Here is a 16,915-nt window from a genome sequence, read left to right as displayed (position 1 = left end):
TCGTGGCGGGCTCGGGGTCTTCGCCGCGTACGTCCGCCACCCGGGCACCAGGTCCGACGACTTCATGCTGCGGGGCCTCGAGCGCGGCCGGTAGCCGCGAGTCTTCCGTCCGCCCAGGTCAGAAGAGAGGCAGTGCCGGCTCCTCAGCGGCGGGGGCGGCCATGTCGGCGCCGAGCTCCAGCTGGTGCGCACCGGTCGGCAGGTCCACGACCAAGCGGGAGCTGGAGCACGACACCAGAGCCCCGCCGTACTCGGACCGCATCCCGGGCTCGTCGTGACGCGACAGCCGGCCCCGGCCGAGGGTGCCGGCCACCGGGCGGGCCGCGATGGGCCTGCCGCATGTCGGGCAGGGGATGCGAGGCAGTTTCATGGCTCCAGTGTGCCGGGACCGTCTGACAGGTGGAGCAGCCGCATCCCGGCCGTGCGCGCATCGAGCGTCGGCAGGACGAGTCCTGCCCGATTCGGGTCATGAGCGCTTTACGTCGTAAACCCGGCTGATGAGCCCCTCCGTCGCCAGCCTCCAACTGTCGAGGCCGGCCCTGCTCGCGATATCCCGCATAGCCGCCTCGCCGGCGTGGTTGCCCAGTGCTTGAGGTCCCTTTTGTGCCATCGCGGACGGGAGGCACAGGGCAGTGGACAGACCCGCGAACGCCCGGCCCACCGGGTTGATGTTGTCCTGGGGCCGATGCGAGGTATTCGGTTCCACAATCATGCAGGTCCCGTCCTTCGCCAAGGCCTGCTCGGCACGGTGCAGCGCCTCGCCGGGATTTCCCATGTCGTGGAGGCAGTCGAAAAAGGTGATCAGGTCGTATTTATCACCCGGGAAGTCGCCGACTGTCGCAGCCTCGAAGGTCACGCGGTCAGCCAGACCGTGCTCCTTTGCCAGTTCACGTGCCGCTTTGATCGACGGTTCGTGGAAATCGAAACCGTAGAAGCGGGATTTCGGGTAGGCCTCGGCCATCAGGAGAGTGGAGTATCCGTAACCACAGCCCACGTCCGCCACCGACGCCCCATGCTCCAGCTTGTTCACGACGCCGTCGAGTGACGGCAGCCATTCATCCACCAGCGATGCTGCGTACGTGGGGCGGAAGAACGCCGCAACGCCTTCGAAGAGCGCATCGGAGTGGTGCTGCCACCCCACATCCTGTCTCCCGAGGAATGCCTCCACCAGGGCTTCCTCTGTGGCGTACAGGGCCTTCAGCAACGCGAACAGGCCCATGGCGTAGGCAGGCGAAGCAGGGTCGGCGAGAACCGCCGCGTGCTCGGCCGGCAGAGAATAGGTGTTCGCCTCGGCATCGAAGAGTACGTACTCGCCTGCCACCTGGGTGTCCAGCCACTCCCGCACGTATCGCTCGACAAGACCGGTCCGCTCGGCCAGCTGCGCTGAGGTCATCGGACCTGCCCCCGCCATCGCCGTGTACAGTCCGAGCCGCCCTCCTATTGAGGTCGACAGTCCGGCAACGGCGGCCGCACCATCTCCGACGACGCGTCCCAGAAACGCCATCACCCGCTCCGGATCCACGGCTTCAGAACTTTGCGTCATGACCGCAACCCTCTCCGTGTGCAGTGATTTGCCACACCATGGAAACAGTAACAGCGGTCTTCGATACGGGCGTTTGTTCCCGCACGTCGAAGTAGGTGATCCGGGCACGGCCGACACGCAGTCGCGCCGACGCCTCGGAGGGTGAACGGAGCTGTGGTTCCTGCGTGTTCCGGCCTGGTCGGCATCCCGCCTCACGCTGGGGCCGCTCGATTTGCGCATCGCGTGACATCGCCTAGCCTGGTGTTCCAGGGCTTATGGAGGATTCCATGTCGCTCATTCAAGTGAAGGCAATTGAAGGCGTTTACGACGAGCAGCAGAAGCGGGAGATCATATCCAAGCTGACGGATGCGCTCGTTGAAATAGGCGGAGAGCATCTTCGGAGTGTGGTGGTGGTCACGTTCGAGGAGGTGGAGAGCGGGTCCTGGGGGATTGCCGGAACCCCCGTGACAAAGGAGGACGTGCAGAAAATGTCCGGAGGTTGAGCATTGACCTCAGAGGAATCGAGGTCAACCCGGCCGGCCCGACGATCATAGGAATGAGCGCCTCAGACCCACGCTTGGACCATGTATGGCGACTTTGTTTTCCCGTATCATCGCCGGTGAGCTGCCTGGACGTTTCGTCTGGCAAGATCCAGAGATCACCGCATTCCTCACCATCGCCCCGTTGCGGCCCGGCCACACTCTTGTTGTGCCCCGCCGTGAGGTCGACCGATGGACGGATGTTGACGGGGTCCTCCTGGCGCGTTGCTTCGAGGTGGCTCAGGCTGTCGGGCAGGGGGTGATGCGGGCCTGGAATGCTCCGCGGGCCGGGCTCGTGATCGCGGGCTTCGAGGTGCCTCACCTGCACATACATGTGGCTCCCGTCTGGGGCATGCCCGACTTCGACTTCAGTGACATCAGGGAGGCAGAGGCATCAGCTTTGGACGAGGCCGCGGCAAAGCTCCGTGCCGCCTTGCTCGAGCTCGGTCATGAACAAGCTCGAGACGCCGGAGCCGGGCCGTGAACTTTGACCCGGCAAGATGTCTCCACGTTTCCATCCATGTGTACGCCCCCAACGCTGATCCACTGGGAGCCGAGAAGTCTTTCTGGCCGCCAGTCAGGGTGGCGCACTCCGGCGTCGGGCCCAACCCGTGAAGAGGACCTTCGCACTGTACGTCGAGCCGCACGTCGCGGACGTTGACGGCACAGGACGCGCTGAGCAGGAACTTGGCTGAACTGCCCCCGGTGTTGTGCAGTTTCGCCGCACACTGGCCGTGGTGGCTCCGTCGTTTCTCCCCCGTCGCGACGGGGCCACCGTCGTGCGCCGACCGTGAGGAGTCCCGGGTATGCGGGTGGATGACTGGCAGCTCACCGAAGACGTCGACGGCTTCCTTGCCGGGGCCGGGGACTTCCTGCACTCCCGTCCCGCCCTGCACACGCTGCTGCTGACGGTGACGGAGGTCCTGCGCGCGCGTGGAGCGGCCTCGAACGGTGCTCAGGCCCCCGTCTTCGGCAGCCTGGAGCATGCGGGCGATGTGGCCGCCGCTTTCTTCCGCACGCCGCCCCGCCGGCTGAACCTCACCGAGCTCACCGTCGACCAGGCCGACGTGCTCGCGGCCCGCCTGTCCCACCTCGGCCACCGACTGCCGGGCGTCACCGCGGTCGACGACACGGCGGTCGCGTTCGCTGATGCCTGGGGGCGTCACACCGGGGCGGTGCCGGTACTCGTTCAGCGGCGACGCCTGTACCGCCTCGGAACGTTCACCTCGCCCGAGCCCGCCCCGGAGGGCCGCAGCCGCGTCGCCGGCGTCGAGGACAAGGAGCGCCTGGCCCAGTGGCACGACGACTTCGCGGTGGCGACCGGAGAGGCCCCCGCCGGGGGCACCGGCCCGTCGGCCGGTTACCGGCGCTTCACGTTCTGGGAGACCTCGGACGGCACCCCCGTGTCGATGGCGGGCGTGACGCCGATGGTCGCGGGCCAGGTCCGCGTGGGGCCCGTCTACACCCCGGCCGAGCTGCGCGGTCGCGGGTACGCGGGCGCGGTGACGGCAGAAGTGAGCCGAGCCGCGCTGGCCGCCGGAGCAGCGGAGGTCGTGCTGTTCACGGACCTGGCGAACCCGACGAGCAACGCGCTCTACCAGCGCATCGGGTACCGTCCGGTCGCCGACTTCGCCTCGTTCGACTTCGCTTGAGCCACGGTTCGCCCTGGTAGCGCGTGCCCGGGCAGGTGGATCTTCGGGGCTGGTCGTTGTCGGCTGCCGATGCGGCGGCCATCCAGTGACGCCGGCCGCGGAATGTGGGACAGGCGCTTGAGAGGTGCCCTGTGGCTGCGTCTCGATCTCCTCTTGACCTGTGGTTTTTCCTCGGCTGAACTGCTCGCACCGTGCGTATGAGTGGCGAACTGCTGGGGGCGGGCATGACGGCGTATCTGACTGAGGCTGATCCACTGTGGACCAGGCACTCCGGGGAAGCGGGGCACTACGGAGCGCCTGAATGGGGCCCGGAGGACTTGGAGCGCGCCGCGATGTTCCTGGCCGAACTCGCGCCGCAGGCGCGGCAGGTGTTCCACCACCTGCTGTGCAACCCTGGCAGGAGAATCCACTGCACGGAGTTGGTGGACAAGGCCTTGGGCGGCCCGAACGAGAGCGATCCGGCGCGGCGCGTCGCAGGGGCGCTGTCCGGGATGAGCAAGGGACACACCAACAGTGAGCGGCGGCTCCCGTTCTACTGGTGGGAGGCTCCTGAGGGCAGCGCCGGTGCGACGTACGCAGTCCGCCCCTCGGTGGCAGCGGTGTTCCTGGCCGCTCAGTTCAACTCCGCCTGATTGTACGGCTGCTGACGGCTTTGGAGCGGTGCACACCGAGTGGGAACCGGCTGTTCCTTCGGTGCATGCGTCGGATCGACGTGCGTCCGGGCCAGGGCGAGGTGTCCGCGAGGGTGCGAGGGGAGTTCAGCCGATACAGCCTGGTACGGCACCCGTGGGGGCGCAGTTGTTCGGCGTGTTGTCGGTGACCCGTGTGCGGTTCAGTGTCGCCGTGCCTCCTGGGTCAACGTTGACGCCGCCGCCATTGCTCGCGGTGTTGTTGCGGACCTTCGAGTCGTTCAGCGTCGCCACGGCATTTGCACCGACGCTGACGCCGCCGCCCGCGGCTGCCGTCGAGTTGTGACGCACCAGCGTGTGGTTCAGGGTCAGCCTGCCATTGGCGCCTGTGACGCGGATGCCGCCACCGGAGCCGACAGGGGACGTATTGTCACTCACCTCGGAGTAGTCCACCGTGGCCGTGCCGTCGTTGAAGATGCCGCCCCCGTTGACGGTGTTGACTGTGTTGTGGTGCACCTTCGATCGGCTGACCATCATCGTGCTGGGGCTGACGTTGTCGATCCCGCCGCCGAGTGTCTGAGCGGTGTTGTGGTGCACTGAGGTGGATTTCACCGTCAGCGTGCCTTGGTTACGGATGCCGCCCCCGGTACCCGTGGAGGTGTTCTTGGCCAGCGTGGAGTCCTCCACCGTCACCGTGCCGCTCTCGTTGTAAATGCCTCCGCCCCCAGGACCGGTGGAGGAGTTCCCGGTCACCGTGGAATGAGTCACTGTCAGCGTGCCGCCGGAGTTGCGGATGCCTCCGCCCTGACCTCCCTGGCCACCGGTGATGGTCAGGCGGGTCAACCGCACCTGCACGGCTGCGCTGATCGTCACGGTGGTGCCTGTGTGATTGCCGTCGAGCACTGCCTGTTTCCGGCCGATGAGGGTCAGGGCTTTCCCGATGGTGAAGGGACCGGTGCACGTCCCTTGCACGGTGAGTTTCGCCCCCGGAGCAGCAGCCGCGATGGCGGCCTGCAGGGCTGAGGAGTTGCTGCGGCAGTCCACCGCGGTGTCTCCACCTGCCGCGGTGGCACTCACCCCCGCCAACGTGACTGCTCCCGCCGTCGCCGACACCGTGGTCCACCGCAGCCACACAGCCCGGTTCGCTCGCCTGGACACCCAGATCCTCCTGTCACAGCGCAGGGCGTGCCGAACGGCCCGCACCACTGTCGTCGTCAAGAACCGCGTGAGCACCCTTGACCGGCAGGAGGGGTTCCCCAGCGGGTGACGACTTTCGCGGTGCCGCGCCGTGGATTCCTCCGTACGGCCGAGGAAATTGACCACCACGGCCCATGGTGGCCGGAGCCGTCTCTCGGAGTGCATTGGGGCGACCCCGCGCTGCGCAGCACTCCACGGATACATTCGAAGCCCGCCGCCGAAACTGTCGCCAAGCGGTACCCCGACAGCGAGGTCCGCGAGAAGCCGAAGACGCACGCTGACGCGAAGACGGGGGAGGCCTCCGCCTCCTGACGGGTCAGGCCCGGCACACTACGCGCCGGGCCTCACACGGTCTACCACCAGATGACCACGTATCCGTCGCGGCCGTTCTCACCCGTGGTGACCGAGCCGCCCGCGCCGCCGGAGCCGCCGACGCCTGCATCCGAGGGCGCTGGTTGTACGACGCCGTCCACCGTCGGGCGGCCGCCCAAACCGGGCGGCTGGATCGACGCCGACGGAGCGTCTCCGCCACTGGCGCCCTGTCGGGCCGTGCCCTCGTTGCCCTCACAGCTGGCCGTGCCACCCGCACCACCAGTTAGTGTCGAGAGATTCCCGCCCACACCGCCGTCGGCGATCACAATGCCGCCTAGGCCATTGAGCGCCCCGCTGGGGTTGCCCCCGAATCCGTTCCCGGTTTGACCGGGGCCTCCTATGCCCACGACCACGTCAACGGGAGTGCCCGGCTGGACCGGAAGGACACACCAGACAAAGCCTCCCGCGCCACCACCGGCCCCGGCGGTCGTGCGGTTGCCTCCAGAACCGCCTCCACCGCCGCCCCAGGCTTGGATGAAGACTGTGGTCACGTTGGCGGGCGGCACGAATTGACCGTCGTCGTCGAAGACCCTCAAGCCGTGCCCCGGAGCGACACCGGGCGGCCCCGCAGGACCCTGACCTCCCGGATCACCCTTGGGGCCGGTCGGTCCAGGGGGGCCCTGAGGCCCTGGACCGCCAGGGTCACCCTTGGGTCCTGCTGGCCCGTCCGGACCCTGTGGTCCGGCAGGCCCTGCGGGGCCTTGCGGCCCGGGAGGCCCAGGAGGGCCAGGAGGGCCAGGAGGACCGGGGCGTCCAGGACGGCCCGGGTAACCGGGGCGGCTCGGGCAGAATCCGGGGAAGTCCGGGAAACTGAAGCACGGGTCTTCAAGACCGGCATAGGCAGGGGGCTTCACGGCATCGGCCTCGCCACCGCCGGCGCTTCCCCCGTACGCCGCACCCGTCATGGCGCTGGACGCCAAGGCCGCACTCGCGGCCACCGCCCACATCCGCATGCTGCCTCTGTGCCCCCGAACGGGCATCCGAGGCATGGCTATTCGGGACAACACGTCACCTCCAGGAAAGGGCCCGCAGCGGGCGGCAGACGCCGCTCACCAGGAGAAAAGAGCTGACATGCACAGCAGCGAGCCCACAGCAAGAATCGCCCTGCCTCTTGCGGCGTGCACATTGGGAAGCCGACCGAGTGACCTGCGGAGTTGCAACGCGTCCTGCTCGCAGCCGACCGCCGACGCCGTAGCGAAGCGCAGCCTCGACAGCGAAGTCCGCGAGAAGCCGAAGACGCCTGCTGACGCGCCCGCTGAAGGGGCTCCCACCGCCTGACGACGCAGGACCGGCGTGCCCGCGCGGTCCGCCGGGCCTGCCGTCACTCTGATGAGCCCAATGGGGTCGAAGCAGCGACGTACGTTGCGCTGGAGGACCGCGGCCGCCACGAAGACCGCGACGGGCACCATGACGACCGACTCGGCCTCGTCCGGCACAAGTGCGAAGCGCTGCAACCACGCGATGCTCAGGTGGCGTGGACGCGCGGTCTACGGGGTCGTCTTCCGGCTCTGCGACGCCATCGCGGCGGGCGGTGGAGGCGTGGGACAAGAGTCTCGTCCACCAAGGGGCCCGGCCCGGGTCTAACGGGACTGCGTCAGCTGGCCCGCGTGCTCGTGCTCGCAGGCGTCGTTCACCTCGTGGACGAGCCACTCGGGAAACGGGTCGCTCGCCGGAACGTCGTCCTCGTCGGCCATGAGGCAAGCGGACAGCGCCGCGTGCAAGGCCTCCGAGCGCAGGCCCACTCCGATGAACACCAGCTCCTGGGCGTGGGGCGAGTCGGCCTCAAGGGCGCCGGACGGTTCGAACCGTGCGACGGAACCGGCCTGCGACCACAGCCCCGTCACCTGCGGCCTGCTGGCCAGGCGAAAGAAGCCCTTGGAACGCAGGACCTGTCCGAAGGCGCCGCTGTCGAGACCGCCCGTGACGAAGGCCCACAGGCGACCGGGATGAAAGGGGCGGTCGGAGCGGAACACCGTGCTGGAGATGCCGTACTCCTCGGTCTCCGGCACATGGTCCCCGTTGAGTTCCATGACCCACCCAGGAGCTTGCTGAGCCCGTTCCAGGTCGAATCGCCCGGTGCCGAGCACCTGACGGACATCGACCCGACCGTGCCGGGCCGGCACGATGTGCGCGGCCGGGTTGAGGCGCGTGAGCGTCGCCTGAAGCCGGTCGGCGTCGCGGTCGTCCACGAGGTCGAGCTTGTTGAGCACGATGACGTCGGCGAACTCGATCTGGTCCACGAGCAGGTCGCTGACCGTACGCTCGTCGTCCTCGTACTGGTCGAGTCCGCGTTCGGCGAGGCCGTCCCCGCCGGTGAGCTCGGTGAGGAAGTTTGCCGCGTCGACGACGGTGACCATGGTGTCGAGACGGGCCAGATCGCCGAGCGTCGCGCCGTCGTCGCGGGGGAAGGCGAAGGTCGCGGCCACCGGCATCGGCTCGGAGATGCCGCTGGACTCGATGAGCAGGTAGTCGAAGCGCCCCTCCCCGGCCAGCCGGGCCACTTCTTCGAGCAGGTCGTCCCGCAGGGTGCAGCAGATGCAGCCGTTGGTCATCTCGACCAGGCGTTCCTCTGTGCGGGAGAGGACCGCCTGGCCGCCACGCACCAGTGCGGCATCGATGTTGATCTCGCTCATGTCGTTGACGATCACCGCGACACGCAGGCCGTCGCGATTGCGGAGCACATGGTTGAGCAGCGTGGTCTTGCCCGCGCCGAGGAAGCCCGACAGCACCGTCACCGGCAGTCGATCGTGTGCCACGCCCGTCAGCCTTCCGGGCGGAGCAGGCCTCGCTCGTAGGCCCTGGCCAGCCTGCGAGGTACCCGGTACACCGATCCGTCCACCACGACGGGGACCAACTCGGCCGGGGCGGCCTTCCACTGGGCCCGGCGATGGCGGGTGTTGCTCCGAGACATCTTGCGCTTTGGTACGGCCACGACAGATCACTCCTCGTTGAAGTCGGGGCCACGTTATATGAAAACGGTTTCCATTACAAAAAGCGGCGCTGCCGAGGAATGATCAGCGCAGTGTCGGCTGGGTCGTGCGCGTCGAGTGGGACAAGGACTTGCCCCGGGTGCTGGTCACGAGGAACAGCAGCAGACCGGCCGTGGTCAGGGCGAAGCCGGCCCAGACGGTGGACAGGGGTCCCCAGCCGGCGTCGAGGGTGATGGCGCCACCGATCGCGCCGAACGAGTTGGCAAGGTTGAGCGCGGCCAGGTTGAGCGCGCCCATGAGGGTGGGGGCGTCCGGGCTGAGGGCGGTCAGCCGGACCTGGATGGTGGGGATGGCGAACATCATGGTGGCGCCGACGCCGAACAGGCAGGGCAGAAGGATGGTCAGGTTGCTGCCGCCCACTCCGATCAGTACGAGGAGCACCAGGACGCCGCCGTAGCCCCAGACGAGGCCGCGGCTCTCGTGCCGGTCGGCGACGCGTCCGCCGTAGTAGTTGCCCACCCCCATGCCGACGCCGAAGACGGCGAGTGCGATCGGGACAAGAGAGGCGTCGCGCAGGGCCGCGTCGGTGATGAACGGGCCGATGAAGGTGTAGACGGCGAAGATGCTGGAGATTCCGAGCGCCGCAACGGTGACCATCAGCCAGACGTCGACCCGGCGCAGCGCGCCCAGCTCGTTCGTGATGGAGTTGCCGCGCAGGTCGCTGGTCCGCGGCAGCCAGGCGACCAGTGCGGCGCCGGCGACGAGGCCGATGGCGACCACGGTCCAGTACATGGCCCGCCAGCCGACGCTCTGACCGATGAACGTGCTGAGTGGCGAGCCTACGATGGTGGCGACGGTGAGCCCGCCCATCACCGTGGCGAACGCCGTGCCGCTCCTTCCGGGGCCGTACACATATGCCGCGACGACGGCTCCCGCGCCGAAGAACGCCCCTTGGACACTTCCGGTGATGAACCGGAAGGCCACCAGCAGGGCGATGTTCGGCGCCAGCGCGGAGAGAACGTTGCCGACCAGGAACAGCACGATCAATCCGAGCAGCAGGGTGCGCCGGTTGACCCGGGCTCCCAGCAGGATGATCGCAGGGGAGCCGATCACCACGCCGACGGCGTAGGCGGTGACCGCGTAGGTCGCGACGGGAATCGCTATGTGCAGATCGGCCGCGAAGAGCTGGATGACGCCGTTGCTGCCGAACTCACCGGTGCCGATCGCGAAGGTGCCCAGCGCCAGGGCGAGCAAGGCCAGCCTCGGATTGCGGATCGGCGCTCTTGCCGAGGTGTGGCGGACCTCCTCGGCGGCACACTGGCCCTTGTACGCCCGTTGATGCATCTTTCGTCCTTTCAGGAGCGGTGCGCCCGCCCGGCGTTGGCGCCGGCACGGGACGGCTCTCACCGCTGTGGAAGTCGGTTCTGAGGCAGCGTCAAACGGCTGCGGCCGAGCGAAGCGCGGTCCGTTGGGGGAGACGCTCCGGTTCGTGGCCGGAGCGTCCACCGGGCGGGCTTGCCCGAAGGCCGCGGCCGGGTCCACGACCCACCGCTCGCGGCAGGAGTCGACCCGACCGCCCTTGGGCCCGTCAGCGTGCGGCGCGCTTGATGAACTCGGCCGTCACGGCGGGCTGCGAGATCATCGCGACGTGCGAGGCGCCGACCTCCTGGACGTGCGCGCCGGCCCGCTGCGCCATGAAGCGCTGGGCCGCTGCCGGCAGCACCTGGTCGTCGCGAGCCACGAGAACGTGGGAGGGAATGCTGCGCCAGGCCGGGACAGCGGAGGGCTCGCCCAGGGTGCGGGCGTCGGCCGGTCGTTGGCCGGCCCACATCAGTTCGGTCGTGGCTCTCGGCACATCGCGGGCGAAGACGTCCCGGAAGACCTCTCTCTTGATGTAGCCGTCGACCAGCCCGTCGCCGTAGGGACGGAAGTCCAGCGCGGCCTCGTTCAGCCGGCTTCCCGGGTACCGGGTCTGCAGGCCCAGCAGCGTCTCGTCCTGGTCCGGCATGAAAGCCGCCACGTAGACCAGTGCCGTGACGCCGGTGTTCCCGGTTGCCGCGTTCGTGATGACCATCCCGCCGTACGAGTGCGCCACGAGCACGACCGGTCCCTGCAGGGTGGCCAGGATGCCGCGCAGGTAGGCGGAGTCGGCGGAAACACTGCGCAGCGGGTTCGCCGGTGCGATCACCGGGTAGCCGTCGTGGATGAGCCGGGTGGCGACGCCGTTCCAGCCGGACGCGTCGGCGAACGCACCGTGCACGAGCACGATGGTCGGCTTGGGTCCCTTTCTCGGGGTGTGCGCCTGGGCGCTTGGTGTACTGAGCAGGCCGGTGGTCGCGATTGCGGCGGATCCGGCCAGCAGGGTCCGGCGAGTGGTGGTCATCCGGTGCACGTCCTTCAATTCCGTTGCTCGTCGAAGTGATCGTGGGCGAGCGTAGGTGCGGCCACTTGACGTGCCGTGGACGGTGCGGAGCGCGCGTCGAGCGACGCCTCCATTGAGGATTCAGTGCTCATCAAGTCCGTGGATCCGGATACGCGCAGCCGACCACGTCCGCGGGAGCGGACACCGGCCTTACCGCTGGTCCGCGGCCTGAGCCCATCAGCCGGTGCGGCCATCGGGCGGTAGCTCAGGGGGAGTTCCGTCCCCGAGCCGCACAGCGCGGAGTCGCGGGCACGGCTGTCAGCGGGACGTGCCGTCCGTGAGCTCGGCCAGCAGTTCCTCGGCACGGCGGGCGAACAGGTGGGCCTCGCGCTCGACGGACAGTGCGTGCGCCCGCTCGGCCAGGGCCCGAACCGTGGCGACCGGCTCGCCGCGTGCCCGCAACACCCGTGCCCGGAACAGGAGCAGGAGGCTCTCGGCGTAGCGCTGGCCGTACGTCGCGACGGCCCGGTCCGCCCGGTCGAGTGCCGCGTCGGCCTCGTCCAGCTTTCCGGCCGCCAGCCACATCTCGGCAAGGAACCCGTACCAGGTGGCCAGCCCCGAGCACGGCGGGTCGGAGAGCGACGAGACGATCAGGTCCTGCGCCTCCGCCGCTGCCCCCGCCGCGGCCACTCCGGTCACGGCGTGCGCCCAGCAGCGGGCCAGCCGTTGGTAGCTGCCGAGGAAGCCGAACGAGAACGTGGGGTCCACGGCGATACCGCACTCGGCCGCGTGCAGGGCCCGCGCCGGGTCGCCGATCAGAGCACCGATTCTCGCGGAGTACGCCGCCCAGACCGTGATCGCATAGGGGTCGCCTCCCGAGGCGGCCTCCATCGTCGCGAGCTGGGCCAATGCCGCGTCGACGTCGCCGTGCAGCGAGGTCGTCATCGCGAGCATCCCGGCCGCGATCAGTCGCAGATCGCGCCGCAGCGGCTCTTCCCCACGATGGGCCAGGTCGTCGAGAACGGTCCAGTCGGTCCGGCTCAGGTACCGGAACGCCTCTCCGATGTTGCCGACACCCCACTGGTGGATGCCCCAGGCGTACCAGCCGTAGGCATGCAGGGCAGGGTCGTCGGACGCCTCCCCCTGCGCCAGTAACTGGCCGGCCAGCCGGCCGGCGCGATCCAGTTGCAGGCCCTGGGCGTACGCGGCCCAGCGGGAGTAGAGGAAGCCGGCGGCCTCCCGTTCCCTGCCGAGTCCGCGGGAGAGGTGTTCGGCCCGCTCCAGCACGTCGACCGTCGCGCCCACGTATCCCGCGCGCATGCCGTCCACCGCGGTGAACAGCGACAGGCCGGCCAGCTCCAGCTCCGCCAGGCCCGCAGTCCGTGCCACCCGCGCGGCCGAGTGGAGCTGCCGCGCTGCCGCGTCGAGCGACAGTTTGGCCGCGGCGCAGCGGCCGGCCCGGACGAGCGCCGTCGCCGTCCGGGCCGGATCCGCGAGCGGTCCGGCGGACCACAGGTGATGGGCGAGACGCTCGGCCACCATTTCGGTGTCCGCGGCCTTGTCCTCCAGGGCGTCGGCGACCAGCAGATGCAGCCCGGCCGCGCGCTGCGGCGACACGGTCTCGACCACCGATTCGCGGATCAGGTCGTGCGGGAATCTCCATGAGTAGGGGTCGCCGGGCGAAGGTTCGAGCAGGCCCAGCCCTTCGCACGCCTCCAGGCGGTCCAGACACGTCTGGTGGTCCAGGTCGGCGGTGCGGGCGAGGAGAGCGAGGTCGACGGTACGGCCGATCAGCGCGGCGATCTGCAACAGGCTTCCGGCGTCGGCACCCAGTCCGGTCATCCGGTCGCGAATGACGTCCCGGACGGTTACCGGTACCGCGGTCCGTGCCGCCGTGGCTTCCGTGAGGACATCGCCGTCGGCGAGGAACCGGGACAGCTCGCGGACGAAGAAGGGGTTGCCTCCGCTGCGGCTGTGGATGAGGCGGGTGGCCCCCGGGCCCGGGTCCTGCCCCGTCTCACGGCGGACGAGTTCGGCCACCTCGGCCGGGCCGAGCGGGCCCAGCGGGATCCTGCGGTGACCGGGCAGGCGACTCGCCGCGGCGAGCGTGCGCCCCAGATCCGAGTTCGGCGCGGGCGCACGGTCGCGGAGCGCCCCGATCACGGAGGTCCCGCCCGGCAGCCGGGCCATCAGGTGACCGAGCAGATCCAGCGAGGCGGCATCGGCCCACTGGAGGTCGTCGACGACGAGCAACACAGGTCGCCGCGCCGCTATCTGACGGATGAGCGCCACGGCCTGCTCGAAGAAACGGAACCGGACGCCGCTGTCCGGCAGGGCCGACGTCATGCGGCCGCCGCCGCGCGGCGTCACGAGCCGACCGAGTTCGCCCGCTTGCCATTCCCCTCGGGCCGCGGCCGGCACGTCGTCCAGGAGCGCGCCGATGACCTGCGACCACGGCCACATCGACGGCGTGCCGTCCCCTTCCAGGCACCGGCCCCAGACAACGAGTGCGCCCCGCCGGTTCGCCTCGGCGCCCGCCGCCTCGAGCAGGCGGGTCTTGCCCACTCCGGGCTCTCCTTCGACGAGCACAAGCCCCGTGGATCCGGCGAGTGCCGACTCCACCGCATGCCGCGCCACGGCCAGTTCCTCGGCCCGGCCGACCAGGCAGTCGGTGGTGGGAGCCGCCGGAGGTTCGGAGGGCATCTCCTCAGCCGGTGCCCGTTCCAGCACCCGCAGGTGAGCGGCGACCAGCGCCGGGCCCGGGGCGACGCCCAACTCCTCGGCCAGCCGGGCGCGGACGGTCCGGAACACCGACAGCGCCTCGGCCGGCTGGCCGGCGGCAGCCAGGGCACCGATGAGACTCGCCTGCACTCGCTCGTGCAACGGCGCCATCCGGGCGGCCATGTGCAAGGACGGGAGCACGCGTTGGGGCCGGCCGAGCCTTGTCGCCAACTCGGCTGCCGCCAGGCAGGCGTGGTGGAACTCGTCGTCCAGCCCGGCGAAGATCGCCATACCGGTCGAGCCGTAGGCGACCCCGTCGCCCGCCGAGCCCTGCCAGAGCCCCACCGCTTCCAGGTACCCGTCGAGTGCCGCGGCGGGTTGCCGCTCCGCGACGCGACCCTCGGCCGCGGCGACCAGTTCACGGAACCTCACGACGTCCAGCGTCCCGGGGGCAGCCTCGAACAGGTACGCGCTGCCGCGACGCCGCAGGTACGAGCCGGGTTCACGCGCGGCCAACGCCGGTTCCAGCAGCCGCCGCAGCGCACCGACGTACTTCTGGAGGATGTTGACCGCCGAGGCCGGGACGTCCTCGGCCCAGATCAGGTCCACCAACTCGCCGATGCTGACCGGCTCGCCCGCACGGGCGAGGAGAACGGCGAGCAGATACGCCTGTTGCGGAGGACCGGGGTCCAGTTCCGCACCGTCCCGCCAGATCCGCAACGGACCGAGCACCTGCAGACGCAGAGAGGCGTCGGAGGAGGCCATTCCCTTTTCCACTCCCAGTCCCGGGTCGCCCCCGCTGCCGTCCGCTGCCCGTGGCGACCGAAGTTACGCTGCGGGGACAGCGATGACTACCCCTGTTCGTCCGGAAGGGCCGGGCGACGGCCAGGGGCGACAGCAGGGCTCGCGGCAGGTCCTCCGGCCGGGCGACGCACCGAACGTCACCGGACCGGATAGGCAGGGGTCGCGCGGACGGTGACCGCGCCGCCTACGAGACCGACGACCGGGGGATGTTCCCCGCCGACGAGTGGGCGGCAGGGCCGTCTGTCCGCCGATGCGCGCAGCCTGGCCGAACCGGCTTGATGCCGACTGAATGATCACTGAAGGCCACCCGGAACCAGGTCCCGGTCTCATTCCATTCCTGTCCAGTGCCACGCCCTAGCTTTGCGTCGAGCGTGAGGGTGCCGAGCCGCGGCGCACGCTCCCCGCAAGCGCGGTTCGAAGAAGAGGCCGTCAGCCGGACGGTGGGGGAGAACTCGAAACCCACTCCGGTCCTTGTCGGCCGTCATCCGAAGGAGAGACAGGTTCATGGTGAGCGGGAATCCGACGATCGTGCTCGTACACGGTGCCTTTGCCGACAGCAGCGGCTTCAACACGGTGGCGAAGAGGCTTGTCGCCGATGGCTATCCCGTGGTCGCCGCGCCGAATCCGCTGCGGGGGCTCGCCTCCGACGCGGCACACGTGAAGGCGCTGCTGGAGAGCATTGCCGGACCGATCGTGCTGGTCGGGCACTCCTACGGCGGAGCGGTCATCTCCACCGCCGCCGCGGGGAACACGAACGTGAAGGCACTGGTCTACCTGGCGGCGTTCGTGCCGGAGACAGGTGAGAGCGCGCAGGCGCTGGTCGAGAAGTTCCCGGGCAGCACCGTGGGCGAGTCCCTGAAGCCGGTGCCGCTGCCCGACGGTCAGGTCGATCTGTACATCGACCCGAAGGTTTTTCACCCGCACTTCGCGGGGGACGTGTCGGCCGAGGAGGCCGTCCTCTACTCGATCACGCAGCGCCCGGCCACCGGCGCCGCCCTGGGTGAGCCCGCCGCCGGTCCGCAGGCGTGGCACACGATTCCGAGCTACAACCTGATCAGCGGATCCGACCGGATCATTCCGCCGGCGGCGCAGGAGTTCATGGCCCAGCGCTCCGGTGCCAAGGTCCAGGTCGTCGAGGGTGCCTCGCACATGGTGTTCGTCTCCCGGCCGGGCGCGACGGTGGCTCTCATCAAGGCGGCGGCGCAGGAGCAGGGACAGGGACAGCCGCAGTGACCTTTCCGTGCAGCGCGAGTGCACCGACCCGACCTGAGGGGACGACATGCACAAGAGCTTGAAGGCGATGACCTGGGCCCTGCGGATCCACCTGCTGTGGTACGTCATCGCCAATCTGGCGCAGGTACTGCTGTGGTGGCTCCTCACGCCGGACCGCTTCTTCTGGCCCCTGTGGTCGATTGCGGGATGGGGCGTCGGGCTGGTGATCCATTTCTGGGTCTTCCGTTCGAAGTCCCGTTCGCTCGCCCACCCGCCCGTGATGTGAGGCTCGGCACCGGCGCGTGCGCCCAGCGGCCGCAGCCGGGCTCAAGCCGGCTGCGGCCCGGGCCGTACCCGAGTACGCAGTGTTCATTTCAACCAGCAGAGGAGAATTGTGTCCACGAAAGTACTGCCGGGCCGTAACACCGCCGCGATCGAAAGTGGCCTGGTCGTCTTCCACATCGGGCTTCGGATCAACCGGTTCCGGGCGCTGCGCAGTTGGGTTCCCGCGTTCAGGTCGATGCCGAAAATGCTGCGCGAGCTGTCGGAGGAGAAGAGCCGCGGTCTTCTCGGGTACCAGCTGCTCTTCGCCGGCCCGCGGGACTTCTACGTCGCCCAGTACTGGGCGGACAAGGAATCGCTCCTTGCCTACGCCCACCAGCAGGATGCGGTGCACAGGCCCGCTTGGGCGGCGTTCAACCGACGGGCACGTGACGGAAAGGGCAATGTGGGCATCTGGCACGAGACGTTCATCGTGTCGGCGGGCTCCTACGAGTCGGTGTACGTCGACATGCCCGAGTACGGCCTCGGTGCCGCGACGGGTGTCGTCCCAGTGGGTCGACGCGGGGACACGGCGGCTCAGAGACTGAAGGGGGCGAAGGACTAGGGTCCGTCTTCAAAGATCATCGGGTGGTGGATCATGGTGGGGTGATACGTCGCCATGAACTCACCGACCGGGAGTGGGAGTTGCTCGCT

At 69.2% G+C, this 16,915-nt stretch carries 17 protein-coding genes; 8 read left to right on the top strand and 9 right to left on the bottom strand.

Translation table 11 applies throughout. The annotated features are described in order from the left end of the window. Positions 1–118: 118 nt before the first annotated feature. The gene (locus ACIP64_RS14550; RefSeq protein ID WP_401585695.1) at positions 119–370 is read right to left on the bottom strand and encodes a hypothetical protein; all 252 of its coding nucleotides are present in this window, start codon (positions 368–370) and stop codon (positions 119–121) included. Between the two features lie 96 nt (positions 371–466). After that, the gene (locus tag ACIP64_RS14545; protein ID WP_401585692.1) at positions 467–1,543 is read right to left on the bottom strand and encodes a class I SAM-dependent methyltransferase; all 1,077 of its coding nucleotides are present in this window, start codon (positions 1,541–1,543) and stop codon (positions 467–469) included. 266 nt (positions 1,544–1,809) lie between these two features. On the opposite strand from ACIP64_RS14545, the gene ACIP64_RS14540 reads away from it, so the two are divergent. The 4 genes from ACIP64_RS14540 to ACIP64_RS14525 all read left to right on the top strand — a co-directional run bounded on the left by ACIP64_RS14540 (position 1,810) and on the right by ACIP64_RS14525 (position 4,345). Then, positions 1,810–2,025, top strand: coding sequence for a tautomerase family protein (locus ACIP64_RS14540; protein ID WP_401585689.1), 216 nt, complete (start codon positions 1,810–1,812; stop codon positions 2,023–2,025). Between the two features lie 85 nt (positions 2,026–2,110). After that, the gene (locus tag ACIP64_RS14535; RefSeq protein WP_401585687.1) at positions 2,111–2,545 is read left to right on the top strand and encodes an HIT family protein; all 435 of its coding nucleotides are present in this window, start codon (positions 2,111–2,113) and stop codon (positions 2,543–2,545) included. A 322-nt stretch (positions 2,546–2,867) separates the two neighbouring features. Then, positions 2,868–3,713 (top strand): GNAT family N-acetyltransferase, encoded by an 846-nt coding sequence (locus ACIP64_RS14530; protein ID WP_401585685.1) that lies wholly within the window; start codon positions 2,868–2,870, stop codon positions 3,711–3,713. Between the two features lie 197 nt (positions 3,714–3,910). Then, positions 3,911–4,345, top strand: a complete 435-nt coding sequence (locus tag ACIP64_RS14525; RefSeq protein ID WP_401585683.1) for a DUF6416 domain-containing protein — start codon at positions 3,911–3,913, stop codon at positions 4,343–4,345. Between the two features lie 126 nt (positions 4,346–4,471). Here the strand turns inward: ACIP64_RS14525 and ACIP64_RS14520 are convergent, their stop codons facing one another. Further along, positions 4,472–5,419: a hypothetical protein gene (locus ACIP64_RS14520; RefSeq protein ID WP_401585680.1), complete on the bottom strand. Its 948-nt coding sequence runs from the start codon at positions 5,417–5,419 to the stop codon at positions 4,472–4,474. A 10-nt stretch (positions 5,420–5,429) separates the two neighbouring features. On the opposite strand from ACIP64_RS14520, the gene ACIP64_RS14515 reads away from it, so the two are divergent. Beyond that, entirely contained in the window at positions 5,430–5,609 is a 180-nt protein-coding gene (locus ACIP64_RS14515; protein ID WP_401585677.1) for a hypothetical protein, read from the top strand. Between the two features lie 1,351 nt (positions 5,610–6,960). Here the strand turns inward: ACIP64_RS14515 and ACIP64_RS14510 are convergent. The 6 genes from ACIP64_RS14510 to ACIP64_RS14485 form a co-directional block, all read right to left on the bottom strand. Beyond that, positions 6,961–7,365: a hypothetical protein gene (locus ACIP64_RS14510; protein ID WP_401585674.1), complete on the bottom strand. Its 405-nt coding sequence runs from the start codon at positions 7,363–7,365 to the stop codon at positions 6,961–6,963. A 126-nt stretch (positions 7,366–7,491) separates the two neighbouring features. Further along, positions 7,492–8,676 (bottom strand): GTP-binding protein, encoded by a 1,185-nt coding sequence (locus ACIP64_RS14505; RefSeq protein WP_401586498.1) that lies wholly within the window; start codon positions 8,674–8,676, stop codon positions 7,492–7,494. Next, positions 8,673–8,843 carry a 50S ribosomal protein L32 gene (gene rpmF, locus ACIP64_RS14500; RefSeq protein ID WP_401585672.1) on the bottom strand — a complete coding sequence of 57 codons (171 nt, stop codon included), beginning with the start codon at positions 8,841–8,843 and terminating at the stop codon, positions 8,673–8,675. Before rpmF ends, ACIP64_RS14505 begins: the two co-directional genes overlap by 4 nt. Before the next feature lie 82 nt (positions 8,844–8,925). Further along, on the bottom strand, positions 8,926–10,185 hold the full coding sequence (locus tag ACIP64_RS14495) for an MFS transporter (protein ID WP_401585670.1): 1,260 nt from the start codon (positions 10,183–10,185) through the stop codon (positions 8,926–8,928). Between the two features lie 244 nt (positions 10,186–10,429). Then, positions 10,430–11,224 (bottom strand): alpha/beta fold hydrolase, encoded by a 795-nt coding sequence (locus tag ACIP64_RS14490; protein WP_401585667.1) that lies wholly within the window; start codon positions 11,222–11,224, stop codon positions 10,430–10,432. 297 nt (positions 11,225–11,521) lie between these two features. Beyond that, positions 11,522–14,689 (bottom strand): ATP-binding protein, encoded by a 3,168-nt coding sequence (locus tag ACIP64_RS14485; RefSeq protein WP_401585665.1) that lies wholly within the window; start codon positions 14,687–14,689, stop codon positions 11,522–11,524. Between the two features lie 543 nt (positions 14,690–15,232). On the opposite strand from ACIP64_RS14485, the gene ACIP64_RS14480 reads away from it, so the two are divergent. The 3 genes from ACIP64_RS14480 (at position 15,233) to ACIP64_RS14470 (ending at position 16,826) form a co-directional block, all read left to right on the top strand. Continuing rightward, on the top strand, positions 15,233–15,961 hold the full coding sequence (locus ACIP64_RS14480; RefSeq protein WP_401585662.1) for an alpha/beta fold hydrolase: 729 nt from the start codon (positions 15,233–15,235) through the stop codon (positions 15,959–15,961). A 46-nt stretch (positions 15,962–16,007) separates the two neighbouring features. Next, positions 16,008–16,226, top strand: a complete 219-nt coding sequence (locus ACIP64_RS14475) for a 2TM domain-containing protein (RefSeq protein WP_401585659.1) — start codon at positions 16,008–16,010, stop codon at positions 16,224–16,226. Between the two features lie 108 nt (positions 16,227–16,334). Further along, entirely contained in the window at positions 16,335–16,826 is a 492-nt protein-coding gene (locus ACIP64_RS14470) for a DUF4188 domain-containing protein (protein ID WP_401585656.1), read from the top strand. Positions 16,827–16,915: the final 89 nt, after the last annotated feature.

Source organism: Streptomyces sp. NPDC088733 (genome assembly GCF_044751185.1).
Lineage (GTDB): Bacteria > Actinomycetota > Actinomycetes > Streptomycetales > Streptomycetaceae > Actinacidiphila.
This window is presented reverse-complemented; position numbering and strand designations above follow the sequence as displayed.

What these genes read in the sequence shown, in the direction of transcription:
- ACIP64_RS14550 (WP_401585695.1), bottom strand. Translation starts at nt 370, where the DNA reads ATGAAACTGCCTCGCATCCCCTGCCCGACATGCGGCAGGCCCATCGCG.
- ACIP64_RS14545 (WP_401585692.1), bottom strand. Translation starts at nt 1,543, where the DNA reads ATGACGCAAAGTTCTGAAGCCGTGGATCCGGAGCGGGTGATGGCGTTT.
- ACIP64_RS14540 (WP_401585689.1), top strand. Translation starts at nt 1,810, where the DNA reads ATGTCGCTCATTCAAGTGAAGGCAATTGAAGGCGTTTACGACGAGCAG.
- ACIP64_RS14535 (WP_401585687.1), top strand. Translation starts at nt 2,111, where the DNA reads ATGGCGACTTTGTTTTCCCGTATCATCGCCGGTGAGCTGCCTGGACGT.
- ACIP64_RS14530 (WP_401585685.1), top strand. Translation starts at nt 2,868, where the DNA reads ATGCGGGTGGATGACTGGCAGCTCACCGAAGACGTCGACGGCTTCCTT.
- ACIP64_RS14525 (WP_401585683.1), top strand. Translation starts at nt 3,911, where the DNA reads ATGAGTGGCGAACTGCTGGGGGCGGGCATGACGGCGTATCTGACTGAG.
- ACIP64_RS14495 (WP_401585670.1), bottom strand. Translation starts at nt 10,185, where the DNA reads ATGCATCAACGGGCGTACAAGGGCCAGTGTGCCGCCGAGGAGGTCCGC.
- ACIP64_RS14490 (WP_401585667.1), bottom strand. Translation starts at nt 11,224, where the DNA reads ATGACCACCACTCGCCGGACCCTGCTGGCCGGATCCGCCGCAATCGCG.
- ACIP64_RS14485 (WP_401585665.1), bottom strand. Translation starts at nt 14,689, where the DNA reads ATGGCCTCCTCCGACGCCTCTCTGCGTCTGCAGGTGCTCGGTCCGTTG.
- ACIP64_RS14480 (WP_401585662.1), top strand. Translation starts at nt 15,233, where the DNA reads ATGGTGAGCGGGAATCCGACGATCGTGCTCGTACACGGTGCCTTTGCC.
- ACIP64_RS14475 (WP_401585659.1), top strand. Translation starts at nt 16,008, where the DNA reads ATGCACAAGAGCTTGAAGGCGATGACCTGGGCCCTGCGGATCCACCTG.